Here is a 16,787-nt window from a genome sequence, read left to right on the forward strand (position 1 = left end):
TAAGAAAAGCTTACATATTGAAAAATACAAACTTTTATGTTAGTTTTAATATATTACAAATTTGATTATATAAAAATCAATGTTTGAATAGTTATTTCTATGTGAAATTTATCTAGAGTATATTTTTCTAAACAATCAATGTTATTAAAATTAATATGTAGTTAAAAATGTGTAGCTAAAAAGGATTTGATATTAATGTTAGAGGTTCAAGGAAAATGTAATAAAGCAAAGATATTTACAGATAATGTAGATAGTACAACTATAAGTCAGATAATAAAATTATGTAATCAGGAGTTTACGACAAAGTCTAAGATAAGAATAATGCCAGATTGTCATGCAGGTGCTGGATGCGTAATAGGTACTGTCATGACAATACAAGATAAAATTGTTCCAAATCTTGTTGGAGTCGATATAGGATGTGGTGTTTTATGTGCAAACTTAGGCAAAATTGATTTAGATTTAAAAAAATAGATGATTTTATAAGAGAAAAAATACCTCATGGATTTAATATAAATAAACACAGTAAGGCAAATTATAAAAAAGAAATAGAATCATTGTACTGCATAAAAGGTATAGGAAAAGCAACTGAAGAATATAATCGAGCAATTGGAAGTCTTGGAGGAGGGAATCATTTCATTGAATTAGATGAAGATGATGAAAAAAATAAGTATTTAATAATACACTCAGGTAGTAGAAATCTTGGAAATAGAGTGGCTAAATACTATCAGAAGAAAGCTTATGACTATTATATTAGAACTAACAATGAATTTGAAGAAGATAGTAAAAAGCTCATAGAAAAGTATAAAAAGGAAAATAGAGAAGATGAGATTCAAGATGCATTGATAAAGCTTAAAGAAGAACATAACTTTATTCCTAAAATAGCAAAAGACTTATGTTATTTAGAAGGCAAACTAATGGAAGACTATCTTCATGATATGAATATTATACAAAAATATGCTGAATTAAATAGAGATATAATGGCTAAGAGGATAATTGAAGATTGTATAGGTCTTAAATTTAATGATTTAGAACATTTTCAAACTATACATAATTATATAGAAGTTGAAAATCGGATATTAAGAAAAGGAGCTATAGCAGCATATGAAGGTAGAAAGTTATTAATTCCTATAAATATGAGAGATGGTGTTATATTAGGAGTAGGTAAAGGCAATTTAGATTGGATTAACTCTGCACCTCATGGTGCTGGACGTATACTTTCAAGAGGAGAAGCTAAAAGAAGTATAAATATGAAAGATTATGAAGATTCTATGAAAAATATTTTTACAACAAGTGTAAATATTAATACGATTGATGAAGCACCTCAAGCATACAAACCAATTGATGAGATTATTGAAAATATAAGAGATACAGTTGACATAATTAAAATATTGAAACCTATTTATAATTTTAAATCAAATTAATAATAATTAATATTAAAATATCAATGTTATCAAGGGTACAACATAAGAAGTACTATAAAAACAGTACTTCTTACTTATAGATATTAGGCAATAAGAAGCTTTTTATTATATTAGGCATATAGGTAAATTTTAAACATTTTTTTAGGGAACTTGACAATTGAGAAACAAGGGTATAATATGTGATGAATTTACTAAATTTGTAATTAGGATATATGATGGAATTGCCATTAATAGTCTTACTTTAAAAAAATATATGTTTAAGGAAATATAGTTTACTAATATTATTAGAGTCTATTTTAAAATAGTAAAGAAAAGAATTAGACAAGCAACCGGTGAATTGAATTGATTAGGTAAGTTGTTGAATTAAGTATAATTAAAAAATATAATATTATAATCTATAAAGATAAAAACACAGTCTGGTTGGTAGCCCAGACGCAGCAAGAGCTGTCAGTAACCTGCCTCCTTGGTTGTCCGTTTTTTAGAAAGTAATTAAATAGGAGGAACTAGCAATGGAAAAAATCAGTAGAAAATTGACAGTCTTATTTGAAAATCCATTTTGAATAGGCGTATTTGAAAGACAAGATGGTAAAAAATATGAAGCATGTAGGGTAGTTTTTGGGTCAGAACCTAGAGAGGTAGAAGTATATGAATTTATACTTAAAAGATTTTTCTCATTAGATTTTAGTAGTGTTAAGTTGGAAAAAAATGTGACCAAAGACAACATTGGATACAAAAGAATGTAGAGAAAAGTAAAAAAAGAACAAGAAAAAGAAACTATAGGTACTAAGGCTCAAAATGTTCTTAAGCTTCAATATGAAGAAAGAAATCAGGATAAAAAAAATCTATCTAAAGATAGGAAAGAAGAAGAAAAAGAAAGACTATTTAATTTGAAATAAGAAAAGAGAAAAGCTAAACATAAAGGTCATTAATTATAATTATGTATCTTTTTAATAATTGCTAGAAAAAAGGTGTATAAAATTAAAAATTTTATATACCTCAATTTATTGAAGAAATAAATTTTTATATTTCAATTACTTTAAAATATAAAAATTTACTAATAATAATTGTAGAAATATTATAAATGGTATACCAAATATAAATTTAATATGTTTAGTTTTATGTCTGAAAGAATACATTCCAATTATAGAACCTAAACTGCCTCCAATTACTGCTACAGATATAAGGGTGGCTTCTTTTACTCTCCATTTATTTTTAATTGCTCTTTTCTTATCTATATACATTGAAAAGAAAGCAATAAAATTAATCACTATAAAATATATTAAAATAAAGTTTTTCACAATCTTGCCTCCATACAAATATATTATACATTATAAAACAAGATATTTATTTTTAAAAGTTAAATTTGTAAGTAGTACATATAAAATATTTTATAAGATTTAGTATAATATAAATTGGAAAATTTAAAAAAATTAAACAATTACTAAATAGGGGGTATATTTATAAGACACAAAGTGATAAAATTTATTTAGAAAATAATGTAAAATAACAGGAGGATAAGACAAAATGAAATTTATAGTAGAAAAAGAAGTCTTTGATAAATTAGAAAATGTATGCTTTGGTGTAGTAGTAGCAAAAGGAATAGATAACACTAAAGAAATCGAAAGAATAAGCAATCTTTTAGATATAAGTATAGATAGAGTAGAAGATTACTTCAAAGATAAAAAAGTAAAGGAATCAGAAGAAATTATACCATATAGAGAGGCATTTAGAAGTTTAGGTATGAATCCTAATAAATTTATGAGTTCAATAGAAGCAATGGCAACAAGGGTTGCTAAAAATAAGAAACTCCCTCATATAAATCCTATCGTGGATTTAGGAAACTCTATTTCTTTAAAATATTTACTTCCAATGGGTGCTCATGATATGGATTTTAGAAATGATGATGTATATGTTAGATTTTCTAAAAAAGGGGATAAATTTGTGCCATTTGGAGAAACTGATGTTGAGTTAATGGAAGAAGGAGAATTAATTTATTCAGTTGGAGATATGGTAAAAACTAGAAGATGGATATGGAGACAAGGAGAGGAAGGAAAAATTACTAATAGCTCAAAAAATATATTTTTCCCTATAGATGGTTTTACTGATGCTAACTTAGATAAGGTAATGAGTGCAAGAGAAGAACTAGCAAAACTGTTAAAGGAAATCTTTAATTGCGAAATTAAATTAGGTTTTGTAGATAAAGATAACCCAGAAATGGAAATATAATAAGGCATGTTGAATATTTGTTAAGATATTATATTTACTTAATGGTATTAAAAAAAGAAAGGTCGTAGCAAATTTGAAAAAAACTATAATAAAGAATGTAAATCCAATGGTTGAAAATAAGTTTATAGGACTTTTTGAAATTGAGTATAAAAACAAATTAGATGAAGATAAAGTCTGGATGGTAGCATCAAGAAAAAATAGTGAGCAATTAAAAAGTATTTACTTGAAGAATGAAGAAGATAGTGTAGATGCAGTTGTGATAGTTGGACTTCATAAAAGTAGTAAAAAATTGATTTTAATAAGACAATTTAGAGTACCTATTAATGGTTATATATATGAATTACCAGCAGGTCTTGTTGATGAAGGAGAATCTATAGATATTTCTGTTGAAAGAGAACTTAGAGAAGAAACAGGACTTACTCTTTTAGAAATTAAAAAAAATAAAAGTAGCGATAAGGTATATTTGTCTCCTGGAATGAGTGATGAATCTGTTGCTTTTGTTTATTGTATATGTGATGGTGATATAACAGATGAATTTTTAGAACCAGATGAAGAGATTGAAGCTATCTTGGTTTCACAAGAAGAAGCAAAAGAGATTTTACAGAGTAATCATAAGATAGATATAAAAACATTTTTAATTTTACAGATGTTTGTGAACTTAGGAATTAAATTATTTGAATAGATATATATAAAAGAGATTATATAGAGGAGTAAAATGATAAGGTTTATTTTACTTGTATAAATTATAATCTCTTTTTTTATACAGTAAAGTATAATTTTCTGTATTTTTAAATAAGTGACCTTACTCTTAGTTTTTGCACCTCAAAGATTTTCCCCTAAAATAAATCAATCAAACTATTATTGGTAAAATAGGAGAAGAGCTTGTCACAATACATGCCCATAAATCCAAAGTTAAGTATAAATGCTAATAGCCAATGCAATTTTTTTATAATTTATAAAATATATTTTTAAGTTTTCAATTAGTAACAGTTCTAGGAGTCAATTAACAACAAGGTAATAAAAATTTATATATTGATATATAAATAATAATTATAGTAAATTTTAAAAATCTATGTATTTTTTGAACTAAGTAATAATTTATTTTATTTTTATTATTTTAAATTAGAGGAGATTCTTGAAGGTATCATATTTTTAAGAATGGGTCTAGTTTAAAAATTCAAAAAAAGATGGCAAAATATGTCCCAAGGGACATTGAGCAAAATAAATGACTTCAGCTTCTTTATATTAAAAAGTGTACACTAAATGGGGGTTGAAATAGATAAAAATGATATACTAATTATCTTTTGATAATAAAAAAACATAGAATTTAAGTATTTAATCAAGAAAAAGTATTGAACAAATGATTTATTTAGTGTACAATAATCATGTAAAAACATAGTAATGGAGGGAGACATTTCATAATGAAAATTAAGGTAGGAATGAACGGATTTGGAAGAATAGGAAGAGCTGTATTAAGAATAGCTCAAGAAGAATTAGGAGATAATATAGAAATTGTAGCCATAAATGCAAGAGCAACAACAGAATCTTTGGCACATTTATTTACATATGATTCATGCTATGGAACTTTTAGAGGTGAAGTAGAAGCAAAAGATGAAGACACACTAGTAGTAAACTCTAAAGAAATAAAAATATTAAGATATAATGACCCAGAAGAATTACCATGGAAGGAACTTGGAGTTGATATAGTAATAGAATCGACAGGATTATTTACACAAAGAGAAAAGGCAGAAAAACATATTAAAGCAGGGGCAAAAAAAGTAATTATAACAGCTCCAGGAAAAAACGAAGATATAACTATAGTTATCGGAGTTAATGAGGAAAAATATGATAATGAAAAGCACAATATAATTTCAAATGCATCTTGTACTACAAATTGTATAGCTCCTTTTGCTAAAGTATTGGACGAAAAATTTGGTATAGTAAAGGGACTAATGACTACAGTACATTCATATACTAACGATCAAAGAATATTAGATAAGAGCCATAAAGACTTAAGAAGAGCAAGAGCGGCGGCTGAATCTATAATACCTACCACTACAGGAGCAGCAAAAGCTGTGTCAAGAGTATTACCACAATTAGAAGGAAAATTAAATGGTTTTTCGCTTAGAGTGCCAACACCAACAGTTTCACTTGTTGATTTAGTGTGTGAACTTAAAGAAAACGTTACATCTGAGCAAGTGAACTCTGTGTTAAAAGATGCTGCTGAAGGAGAATTAAAAGGCGTTTTGGGATATTGTGACAAGCCACTTGTTTCTATAGACTATAAAGGAGATTCAAGGTCATCTATTATAGATGCTCTATCCACAATGGTTATAGAAGACAATATGGTTAAAGTAGTTTCATGGTATGATAATGAATGGGGATATTCTTCAAGAACTATTGATTTAGTAAAATATATAGCTGGAAAATTAAAATAATGCATAACTCTTAAAAAAGTTTTGAAAAAAATTCTATAAAACTAAAAAAAGATTATGAAAAATATTGAAGGAAAAATTTTTTCATAATCTTTTTTCTTTTATGTGAAAGATACAAGTTACAACTTATATTTGTATATTAGGTCGTTAGAGGAGTTTGTATGGATTTAGTAAGGAATCATACTTTTCATAAAATGAAAGATAAGATGTCGAAAACTTGCATAAATCTGAAAAATTTTTATTATTAAAATACTGATTTTTATTTTAAATATGATAAAAAAATGACAAATAAAGTTGCAAATAGTAATATTTATAAGTATAATTAAAAAAGAGAAAAGGTTTTGTTAAACTTTATAACAAAAAAGAAGGGATGATTCAAAATGGAGAAGTTAACAGACAGGAGACAGGTTAAGGCAGTAAGCATGGAAACCTTCATTTTCCTAATATTACTAGTAGTTGGCTTTGGGTATGTTGGTAGTATTATGGGTGCAGGAATGATGTTCAAAGTAATAATGAGTACAGCACATGCTTTACTATTAGAGACAGTTTTCTTAATTATGGCTATGGCAGTTCTTGCAGGCGCATTAAGTGCACTACTTTCAGAGTTTGGAGTAATAGCATTAATTAATAAAATTTTCGCTGTATTTATGAAGCCTTTATATGGACTACCTGGTGCTAGTATAGCAGGAGCTATAACAACTTATTTATCAGATAATCCAGCTATTATACCTTTTGCTAAAGATAAAACATTCACACAGTATTTTAAAAAATATCAAGTTCCAGCATTATGTAACTTAGGAACAGCTTTTGGTATGGGACTTATCTTAACAACATTTATGATTTCTCAAGGAACAGAATATGTACTTCCAGCATTAATTGGTAATTTAGGTGCAGTTATAGGTAGTGTCGTAAGTGTTAGAATAATGTTGACATTTACTAAAAAGTTTTATAAATACAATCCAGAGGAAGATAAAAAAACAGGAATATTAGAGAAAAAGGATGAGTTTAGAGAAATCAGAGAAGGAAATGTATTCCAGAGAGCTTTAGATGCAATTCTTGAAGGTGGTAAAATGGGAGTAGACATGGGAATGGCTATAATCCCTGGAGTCCTAGTAGTATGCACATTGGTGATGTTATTAACTTTTGGACCATCTACAGACCCTGTTACAGGTCAAGATGTTTATACAGGAGCCGCATATGAAGGAATAAAATTGCTTCCAGTAATTGGAGATAAACTTGGATTTATATTAGAACCATTATTCGGGTTTACATCACCAGAGGCAATAGCATTTCCTATAACTTCATTAGGAGCTGTTGGTGCAGCAATGTCTCTAGTTCCAGAGTTTATAAAGTCAGGAGCTGTAACTCCTAATGATATAGCAGTATTTACAGCTATGGGGATGTGTTGGAGTGGATATTTAAGTACACACATTGGTATGATGGATGCATTAAATGCTAGGCAATTGGCAGGTAAAGCTATTCTTTCTCATACAATAGGTGGTTTATGTGCAGGAGCAGCAGCTCACTTTATATTTATGCTTGTAGGATAAATGTAATAAGTATAACTAACTAAAATAAAAAATAACATAAAAAAATGGTTGTTGGTGTACAATAAAAAGTTGTACACTAACAACCATTTTTTTCTGATTAAAGATAATTTATAATACATAAACATTAAGTGGATATTAGAATTAAGTTATATTTATGTAAAAAGTAACAAAAATCTGTAGAAATTTATGACAAAATTTAGTACACTAACTATATGTTCTTATTTAAAATTTGAGGTTAGAATTAGAAATTACCTAGTAGAGTAAGATTTGATTAATAAAATAATCATAAAATAAAAATATTAGTCATAAAGATTATAAATAACTTACTTAAAATAAAGCCATAGAACTTACAAAAATTAAAAAAGCATATAAATATGGAGGGATACAATGGATGAATTATTTCATATAGGAATTGATGTAGGTTCTACAACGGTGAAGGTTGTGGTACTTAATAATAGTAATAATATAATTCATAAAGAATATAGAAGACATTATTCTGATGTGAAAAAATCAGTTAAAGAAGTACTAAATGGTATATATGAAAAGTTGGGAAACATAAATACTACTATTATAATAACTGGTTCAGGTGGAATTGGAATATCAAAAAAATTAGGAATAAAATTTGTTCAGGAAGTTATATCTAGTACAAAAGCAATAGAGTATTTCTATCCTGAAACTGATGTTGTCATAGAACTTGGAGGTGAAGATGCAAAAATAACATATCTAAGTGGAGGAATAGATCAAAGAATGAATGGTATATGTGCAGGTGGCACTGGAGCATTCATAGACCAAATGGCATCACTTTTAAAGACAGATGCCAGTGGGTTAAATGAGCTTGCTAAAGGGTATAATGTTATATATCCAATAGCTTCAAGATGTGGTGTTTTTGCTAAAACAGATATTCAACCTCTTATAAATGATGGTGCTAAACAGACTGATATAGCAATGAGTATTTTCAATGCAGTTGTCGTACAAACTGTAAGTGTTCTTTCTTGTGGAAGAAAAATAGAAGGAAATGTTGCATTTTTAGGTGGTCCATTGCACTTTCTATCTGAACTTAGAGAAGCATTCAAAAAAGTCTTGGATTTAAAAGATGAAAACATAATTTTCCCAGAAAATGCACAACTTTATATTGCTATTGGGGCAGGATTATTATCAGTAGATGAAGATAGTACAGAACTAAAATCTCTGATAGAAAAATTGGATAGTATAAAGAATATTGAAGATGGCGAAGTAAATTTATTAGAACCTTTATTTAAAGATAAAAATGAGTATGAAGAATTTTCAAGAAGACATGAAAAAGAAAAAATAAATTATGTGGATATAAATTCAATTAAAAGTAATTGTTATTTAGGAATTGATGCAGGTTCAACTACAACTAAAGCAGCACTCATTGATGAAGATGGAAGACTTGTATATTCTTATTATAATAGCAATGAAGGAAACCCATTAAAAACAACTATCAAAGTTATAAATGAAATATATGATATATTGCCAAAAGACATTAAAATATTGAGTTCAACCGTAACTGGATATGGAGAAGGTCTTATCAAGAAAGCTCTTAAAATTGATAATGGAGAGATAGAAACTATAGCACATTACAAGGCTGCTAAATTTTTCAATAAAGATGTAGATTTTATACTTGATATTGGTGGTCAAGATATGAAGTGCCTAAAAATAAAGGATGGAGTAATTGACAATATAATATTAAATGAGGCTTGTTCATCAGGTTGTGGTTCATTTTTAGAGACATTTGCGAGTTCTCTGTCTATGACAATAGAAGAGTTTGCACATGAAGGGATTTATTCTCAAAATCCTGTAGATTTAGGTTCAAGATGTACTGTATTTATGAATTCTAGAGTAAAACAATCTCAAAAAGAAGGCGCAAGTGTTGGAGATATATCAGCAGGGCTATCTTATTCAGTAATAAAAAATGCTTTATTTAAAGTAATAAAGATTAGAGATTTAAATGAGATTGGTAATAATATTGTTGTACAGGGTGGAACCTTTTATAATGATTTAGTGCTTAGAAGCTTTGAAAAATTAATTGGAAAAAATGTAATTAGACCTAATATTTCAGGAATTATGGGGGCTTTTGGTTCAGCACTTATAGCAAAAGAAAAGTATGAAAGCGGATATCAAACATCTCTATTATCTAAGGAAGAATTGAATAATATCAAACTAGAAGCAAGTGTAACTAGATGTAAAGGATGCTCAAATCATTGCCTTCTTACCATAAATAAGTTTTCTGATAATGAAATTTTTATTTCAGGGAATAGATGTGAAAAGGGTGAAGCTATTTACGGCGATAAAAAAATAGAACTAGAAAAGAAAAAAAACATAAATTTATTTAAGTATAAGTACGATAGAATTTTTAGATACAAACCGTTGGAAAAAGAAGAAGCAAAAAACGGGGAAATAGGGATACCAAGAGTATTAAATATGTATGAGGATTATCCATTTTGGTTTACTTTTTTCAATGATATGGGTTTTAGAGTTGTACTTTCAGATAGGTCATCAAAACGATTATATGAAACTGGTATAACTAGTATTGCATCTGAAACAGTTTGTTATCCAGGAAAATTAGTTCATGGACATATAGAAAATTTAATTGAAAAAGGGATAAAAACTATATTTTACCCAAGTGTAACAAATGAAAATAAAGAGGATTCAAATGCAGATAATTATTATAATTGTCCTGTCGTAATATCGTATTCTGAAGTAATAAAAAACAATGTAGAGAATATAAGAAATAAGAACATAAACTACATAAATCCATTTATAAGTCTAAATGATAAGGAAAAATTGAAAAAGAGACTCTATGATGAGTTATCAAGACATTTTTCTAGTATAAAAATAACTAAAGAAGAAATTAATCATGCAGTTGATAAAGCTACTGATGAGCAAAATTCATTTAAAATGGAGATACAGGCAGCAGGTGAAAGAGCACTTAAAGAAATAAAAGAAAGAAATATGAAGGGGATTGTGTTATGTGGGAGACCCTATCATATAGATCCAGAAATAAATCATGGAATGCCAGAGCTTATAAATTCTTTAGATATGGCAGTGCTTACTGAAGATTCTATATGCCATTTAGCTAATATACAAAGACCACTTAGAGTTGTAGACCAATGGGTATATCATTCAAGATTGTATAAAGCAGCTAGCTTTGTAAGAGATAAAAATTATTTGGAATTGGTTCAACTTAATTCATTTGGCTGTGGCTTAGATGCAGTAACTACAGATCAGGTTCAAGAAATACTTAATGAAAAATCGAAGATATATACTATTATAAAGATTGATGAAGGTAATAATTTAGGTGCAGCTAAGATAAGGATGAGGTCTTTAAAAGCAGCTATGTTTGAAAGAGAAAATAAAAATATAGATGTAAAAAATATAAATGTAAATAGGATACAGTATGCTAAAAATAATCGAATAACGAACAAACATACTATATTAGCACCACAAATGTCTCCAATACATTTTCAATTCCTTGAAAAAGCTGTGAACTTAAGTGGTTATAATATAGAGGTTCTAAAAGATACAGATAGTAGTGTAATTGAAGAAGGATTAAGATATGTAAATAATGATGCCTGCTATCCAGCTATAATAGTTGTAGGTCAGCTAATAACAGCATTAAAATCTGGTAAATATGATTTAAATAATACTTCTGTTGCTATAACTCAGACTGGTGGAGGTTGTAGAGCTACAAATTATATTGGATTCCTAAGAAAGGCTATGTATGATGCTGGATTTAAAGATATTCCTGTCATTGCACTTAGTGTAAATGGAATAGAAGATAGTGGTATAATGGATAATATATCACTAAAATTAATCAATAGACTTTTTATGTCTGTTGTATATGGTGATTTGTTGATGAAAGTACTCTATAGGGTAAGACCATATGAAAAAGTTACTGGAAGTGCAAATGCTCTATATGAAAAATGGGTTGATATATGTAAAACTTCTCTTGTTAAGGCAAAGATTTCTGTATTTACTAAAAATGTAAAAGATATAGTAAAGGAATTTGATAATTTAGATATATTAGATGTGAAAAAACCAAAAGTAGGCTTGGTTGGAGAAATATTGGTGAAATTCCATCCAATTGCAAATAATAATCTAGTAGATATATTAGAGCGAGAAGGTGCTGAAGCAGTCGTACCAGACCTTGCAAATTTCTTCTTAAGCTGTGCTTTCAATACTATATATAAACACACTCATTTAGAAGGAAGTAGAAAGAGTAGAATGATAGGAGAAGCATTTATATACATAACTGGAATATATCAAAAAGTGTACAAAAAAGCGCTTGATAAGAGTGAGAGATTTTATGCTCCAGGTAACATAAAAAATGTTGCAAAAAGTACAGAATCAGTAGTATCATTAGGTAACCAAACTGGAGAAGGTTGGCTTTTAACAGGTGAGATGGTTGAATTATTAAATGAAGGTGTAGAAAATATTATTTGTATGCAACCTTTTGGATGTTTACCTAATCATATAATTGGTAAGGGTTCTATAAAAGAATTAAAGAGATTATATAAAAATGCAAATATAATACCTATTGATTATGACCCTTCTGCAAGTGAGGTAAATCAGCTTAACAGGATAAAACTTATGCTCTCTAAGGCTTTTAAAAATATTTAAGATTGATATTTTGATATGTTAAAAGTTAGTGAATTTAAAAATATATTCTATATTAAATATTTATAAAAAAAGAGTTATCCTACCTTTTAGGGTAACTCTTTATTAATTAAAAAATTATATGTATACTGGTATTAAAGGAGGGAAGTAATATGAATTTAGTATATGATGTTTACCAATCAAAAATAGGAAATTTGTACATATTGAGTGAAGATGGTTTTATAGTTAGTGTAGATATAGGAGATGAAAAATTTAATAAGTTAAAAAACGAATATATTGAAAAAGGAATTGATATAAAGAAAAGCACGGAAGATTTAAAAGAAGCAATAAGTCAGATAGATGATTACTTCAATGGGAAAAGAAAGGTTTTTGATTTAAATATTCGTATTGAAGGGACTGAATTCCAAAAGTCAGTTTACAGGGAAATGTTAAAAATACCATATGGAAAAACATTGTATTATTCAGATATAGCAAAAAATATAAACAATCCAAAATCTGTAAGAGCAATAGGACAAGCAAGTAAATGTAATAAAATTCCAATAATAATACCTTGTCATAGAGTAGTTGGCAAAAACAATATTGGTGGATATATGGGGAATCATTCTGATTTGAAAGAGATATTATTAAATTTAGAAAAACAGAGTTAATTTAGAAAGAGATGTTTTTATTGTTAATATTTGATATAATGATAAAAAGAAGTATTTTTTTACAAAAATAGTAAAAATTTTATTTTAATTTACAAAACTGAGGGGGACTTTTAATGTGCAATAAGGTTATAGCATCAAAATATCATGAGAAGGGATTCAATTGTGCAGAATCAGTTATAAAAGCATATAATGAAGAATTTAATACAGATATACCAGTTTGTTTAGGAAGTGGATTAGGTTCAGGGTGTGGGGTTGCTAGTTTATGTGGTGCAGTAAATGCATCAAATATAATAATTGGATATGTAAAAGGAAGAAACCATGAAGATGAAAGTACTAAAGCTAAAGTATATGCTAAAGATTTAACTACAACAGTAAGAAAAGAGTATGGTTCAGAGCTATGTATAGACCTAAAAAAAGATTTAGTTGCATGTAGAGAAATAATGGATTTCGCATATGATAGTCTAAAGGAAACTTTAAAAAAAGAATTATAAGAAAAATAAACTATTAAGTATAAATTATTTGATAGCTTATTTTTATAGGCTATACTCAATAAATCAATAATATTTCAGAATTATTTCTTGGAAATAGAAAATGATAAAATACATTATCTAATATTAGTCAAATATTTACTATAAAAATTGAAGATTTTCTGGTTACAATTATTTATAACTAAGGTAATAAAACAACAATAGTACTAATTTTTATAGATAAATTGATTATGAAAAATTTATGTAGGTAAAATACATTGACATAAAGGTAAAATTTTATATATCAAAAGGGAATATTTACAGTAAAATGGCAGTTTTGAAATAATAAATCAAAACTGTCATTTTTATTTAAAAATCCTTTAGAAAAAGTATAATAGTGTTAATGTGTTAACTAGATAAGGTGTATATAAGAATTTGAGTAATATGATATAAAATATGTTGTAAATTAAATGTTTTCTTTGACAATATATATACAAGGATGATAATATCTATATGAATAAAAGCTAAGGTATTAAATTGGCAATATTAAATTATAAAATTATGTTATAATTACAATAAAGAATGTAATAATCTGTAGAAATTGAAAGTTAGCTATCTAAGTTTTCAAATAATTAAATCTAAACAAAATACATAATGTATGAAATAAACGATGATACTAAAATGATACTATTTTTATAGAAATTTATTAAGGTATATAATTAATGAAAATAATATATTAAATCATATAATAGATTGAGTTTTACATAAAAAAGAACTACAATCCCTATGTTATCATACAAAAGCAAAGGTGGGAATAAAAATGAAAGAAATTGATGATGCTATAACATCAGAGTATTTAAGCTATGGTATCAATGAAGATATTAGTATCTATGAAGGTAGGTTTTGCATATATTTAGATAAAAAATATAGATGTAATGGAAAAATTTATTATAAAATGACACCTCCAATATCGATAAATTTTAAAGCAGATATAGGTTGCATTGAAGAAATAGACAATGAAGATGACAATTTAGCTTTGGATTATGATAATGCTATTCTTGAAGTTCATGGATATAAAATTATTTCTATAACAATAAACATTTTAAGTGAATTTAGTATAGAAGGCTATATCAATGATGACTGTATAAAATCTAAAAACTCCTATGTTGAACATGTAGATTTTAATATAATAAACCTAGATAAAATACCTGGAAAACTCATTAAATACAATGATAAAGTATATGCAGGTAGAATTGAATTTGATATAAATGATTATATTGTAACTATAGATAAACGGTATGATTATAAAAAAGAATTCAAATCAGAGTTAAAGTCTAAATCTGGAGCAGTAATAACTCATATAGGTAGGATTAGAAGAAAAGATGGTAGAATTTTTAGAACAAATAATACAATAAATCTTTTAGATAGAATATCAACAGCTTTGAGCTTTATGTGTGGAAGATATGTAGGATTTTGTTTGGGCAAAGGGTATAGAAGTGGTAATGAAGTTTATAGAATATGGAATGAAAATCAAATATCTCCTTTTAGGTATGTGCCAACATGGTCAGATACACTTTCAAATTATCATAATATGGAAAAATATATAAGTCTTATGTGTAAAAAGTTAGAAGATTTTTATTATGGTTCTGCTATAAAGAGTGTTGTTGATTGGTATATAGAATCTCTTGGAAGTGTGACTATGGAAAACAACATAATATCTGTACAAATTGCACTTGAAACTTTATCATATGTGATTCTAGTAGAACAAAATAGGGTGCTTACAGATGAAGCTTTTGACTGTAATTTAGCATCTAGAAATATAAGACTGTTACTTGATATATGTAAGATACCATATGGCAAACATGAATTAAATATATTTGATAATATAATAAAAAATAAATTTGATGATGGAGTGGATTTAGTTATTTATTTAAGAAATAGCATAGTTCATCCAAGCAGAAAAACTCATAGAGCTGTGTTAGAAGTTGAAGATATTTGGAATACAATTTCAATAGGAACGAGATATATTGAGCTTGTTTTACTTTTTACTTTAGGTTATAGAGGAGAATATTCCAATAGATTGGTAGAAAGATGTTATGGTGAAGTGGAAGTTGTACCTTGGAACTAGATTTTTATATTTATTTTAAAATATATATTGACAAATATTGCCTTATGCTATAAAATCAATATCATAATAATTCAAAATAACATTAAATGCTGAGAAAAGAAATAGTAAAAGTAGTTAATCTTAAACAGAGAGTTTCCGATTGGTGAGAGGAGCAATAGATTTTACTTTGAACACATCTTTGAGCAGGACTCTGAAAGAGTAGAAATACTTTATTAGGAGCTTTCCGGAATCCTTGCACCCGTTATAGTGCTAGAGTATAATTATTGTACTTAAAGAGGTTAGTGTCGTGAGGCATTAATAAACAGAGGTGGAACCACGAGAGTTAACTCCCGTCCTCTAGCAGAAGCTAGAGGCGGGAGTTTTTTAATATAATTTTTTAAGCGCGCAGAGAATTATATTGCAACATATACATTTTTTGAAAATAATCAAAATATTTAAAAATTTAAAATGAGAGGGAGAATATTATGAAAAATATATTAAAAAAATTAGGAATATTTACAATTATGTTAGGTTTATTAGGTGGAATAGTAGGTTGTTCAAAACCAGATACTGAAAAGGATAAGGATGTTTCAAAAGAATCTAAGAAAGAAGTAATTGTAGGATTTGATAATACATTTGTACCAATGGGATTTTTGGATGAAAAGGGAGATACAGTAGGATTTGATGTAGATTTAGCTAAAGAAACATTTAAAAGACTTGGAATGGAAGTTAAGTTCCAGCCTATAGATTGGTCAATGAAGGAAACTGAACTAAATGATTCAAAAACTGTAGATGTATTATGGAATGGATATTCTATAACTGATGAAAGAAAGAAAATAGTATCATATACAGAGCCATATTTACAAAATAAGCAGATAATAGTTACTCTAAGTGATTCAAAAGTAAATTCAAAAGCTGATTTAAAAGATAAAGAAGTTGGGACTCAACAGGGTTCAACAGCACTTGATGCAGTGGAAAAGGATAAAGATTTTATGAATAACTTAAAAGGTGGAGCACCAGTTCTTTATGATACTTATGATAAAGCACTTAGAGATTTAGAGATAGGTAGAACTAGTGCAGTTGTTGGTGATGAAGTTTTAATTAGATACTATATGGGACAAAAGGGTGAAGATAAATATAAAGTATTAAAAGATGATTTTGGATTAGAAGATTATGTTGTAGCAACTTCTAAAGAAAATCCAGAACTTTGTGAGAAAATAAATGAAACATTAAAAGAAATGAAAAAAGATGGAACTTTTGAAAAAATTTATGATAAGTGGTTTAAATAAAAGATGA

Annotated in this window: 10 protein-coding genes, 2 pseudogenes and 1 other annotated feature; of the genes and pseudogenes, 11 read left to right on the top strand and 1 reads right to left on the bottom strand. The window is 27.4% G+C overall.

Annotated elements, in window-relative coordinates:
• Nucleotides 1-195: 195 nt before the first annotated feature.
• A pseudogene (locus tag JJC02_08725) lies at nt 196-1,421 on the top strand (RtcB family protein).
• A 509-nt stretch (nt 1,422-1,930) separates the two neighbouring features.
• Nucleotides 1,931-2,317, top strand: a pseudogene (locus JJC02_08730) (YjdF family protein).
• A gap of 135 nt (nt 2,318-2,452) precedes the next feature.
• Here JJC02_08730 and JJC02_08735 read toward each other — a convergent pair.
• A complete protein-coding gene (locus JJC02_08735; GenBank protein UDN56215.1) occupies nt 2,453-2,719 on the bottom strand; it encodes a DUF1294 domain-containing protein in 267 nt (88 codons plus the stop codon).
• Between the two features lie 226 nt (nt 2,720-2,945).
• Here JJC02_08735 and JJC02_08740 point away from each other — a divergent pair, with 226 nt between their 5' ends.
• The 9 genes from JJC02_08740 (at nt 2,946) to JJC02_08780 (ending at nt 16,780) form a co-directional block, all read left to right on the top strand.
• Nucleotides 2,946-3,647 (top strand): hypothetical protein, encoded by a 702-nt coding sequence (locus tag JJC02_08740; GenBank protein ID UDN56216.1) that lies wholly within the window; start codon nt 2,946-2,948, stop codon nt 3,645-3,647.
• Between the two features lie 73 nt (nt 3,648-3,720).
• Nucleotides 3,721-4,329, top strand: coding sequence for an NUDIX hydrolase (locus tag JJC02_08745; protein UDN56217.1), 609 nt, complete (start codon nt 3,721-3,723; stop codon nt 4,327-4,329).
• Between the two features lie 739 nt (nt 4,330-5,068).
• Nucleotides 5,069-6,085, top strand: coding sequence for a type I glyceraldehyde-3-phosphate dehydrogenase (gene gap / locus JJC02_08750; protein ID UDN56218.1), 1,017 nt, complete (start codon nt 5,069-5,071; stop codon nt 6,083-6,085).
• Between the two features lie 377 nt (nt 6,086-6,462).
• Nucleotides 6,463-7,632, top strand: a complete 1,170-nt coding sequence (locus JJC02_08755; GenBank protein ID UDN56219.1) for a hypothetical protein — start codon at nt 6,463-6,465, stop codon at nt 7,630-7,632.
• A 387-nt stretch (nt 7,633-8,019) separates the two neighbouring features.
• Nucleotides 8,020-12,273, top strand: coding sequence for a 2-hydroxyacyl-CoA dehydratase (locus tag JJC02_08760; protein UDN56220.1), 4,254 nt, complete (start codon nt 8,020-8,022; stop codon nt 12,271-12,273).
• A 149-nt stretch (nt 12,274-12,422) separates the two neighbouring features.
• The gene (locus JJC02_08765) at nt 12,423-12,917 is read left to right on the top strand and encodes a methylated-DNA--[protein]-cysteine S-methyltransferase (GenBank protein UDN56221.1); all 495 of its coding nucleotides are present in this window, start codon (nt 12,423-12,425) and stop codon (nt 12,915-12,917) included.
• A gap of 113 nt (nt 12,918-13,030) precedes the next feature.
• Nucleotides 13,031-13,408: a C-GCAxxG-C-C family protein gene (locus tag JJC02_08770; GenBank protein ID UDN56222.1), complete on the top strand. Its 378-nt coding sequence runs from the start codon at nt 13,031-13,033 to the stop codon at nt 13,406-13,408.
• Nucleotides 13,409-14,204: 796 nt separating this feature from the next.
• Nucleotides 14,205-15,512, top strand: coding sequence for a hypothetical protein (locus JJC02_08775; GenBank protein UDN56223.1), 1,308 nt, complete (start codon nt 14,205-14,207; stop codon nt 15,510-15,512).
• 82 nt (nt 15,513-15,594) lie between these two features.
• Nucleotides 15,595-15,852 (top strand) — a binding site (T-box leader).
• 124 nt (nt 15,853-15,976) lie between these two features.
• Entirely contained in the window at nt 15,977-16,780 is an 804-nt protein-coding gene (locus JJC02_08780) for an amino acid ABC transporter substrate-binding protein (GenBank protein ID UDN56224.1), read from the top strand.
• The last annotated feature ends 7 nt before the right edge of the window (nt 16,781-16,787 follow it).

Origin of the sequence: Clostridioides sp. ES-S-0054-01 (assembly GCA_021561035.1) — a bacterium.
Classification (GTDB): domain Bacteria; phylum Bacillota; class Clostridia; order Peptostreptococcales; family Peptostreptococcaceae; genus Clostridioides.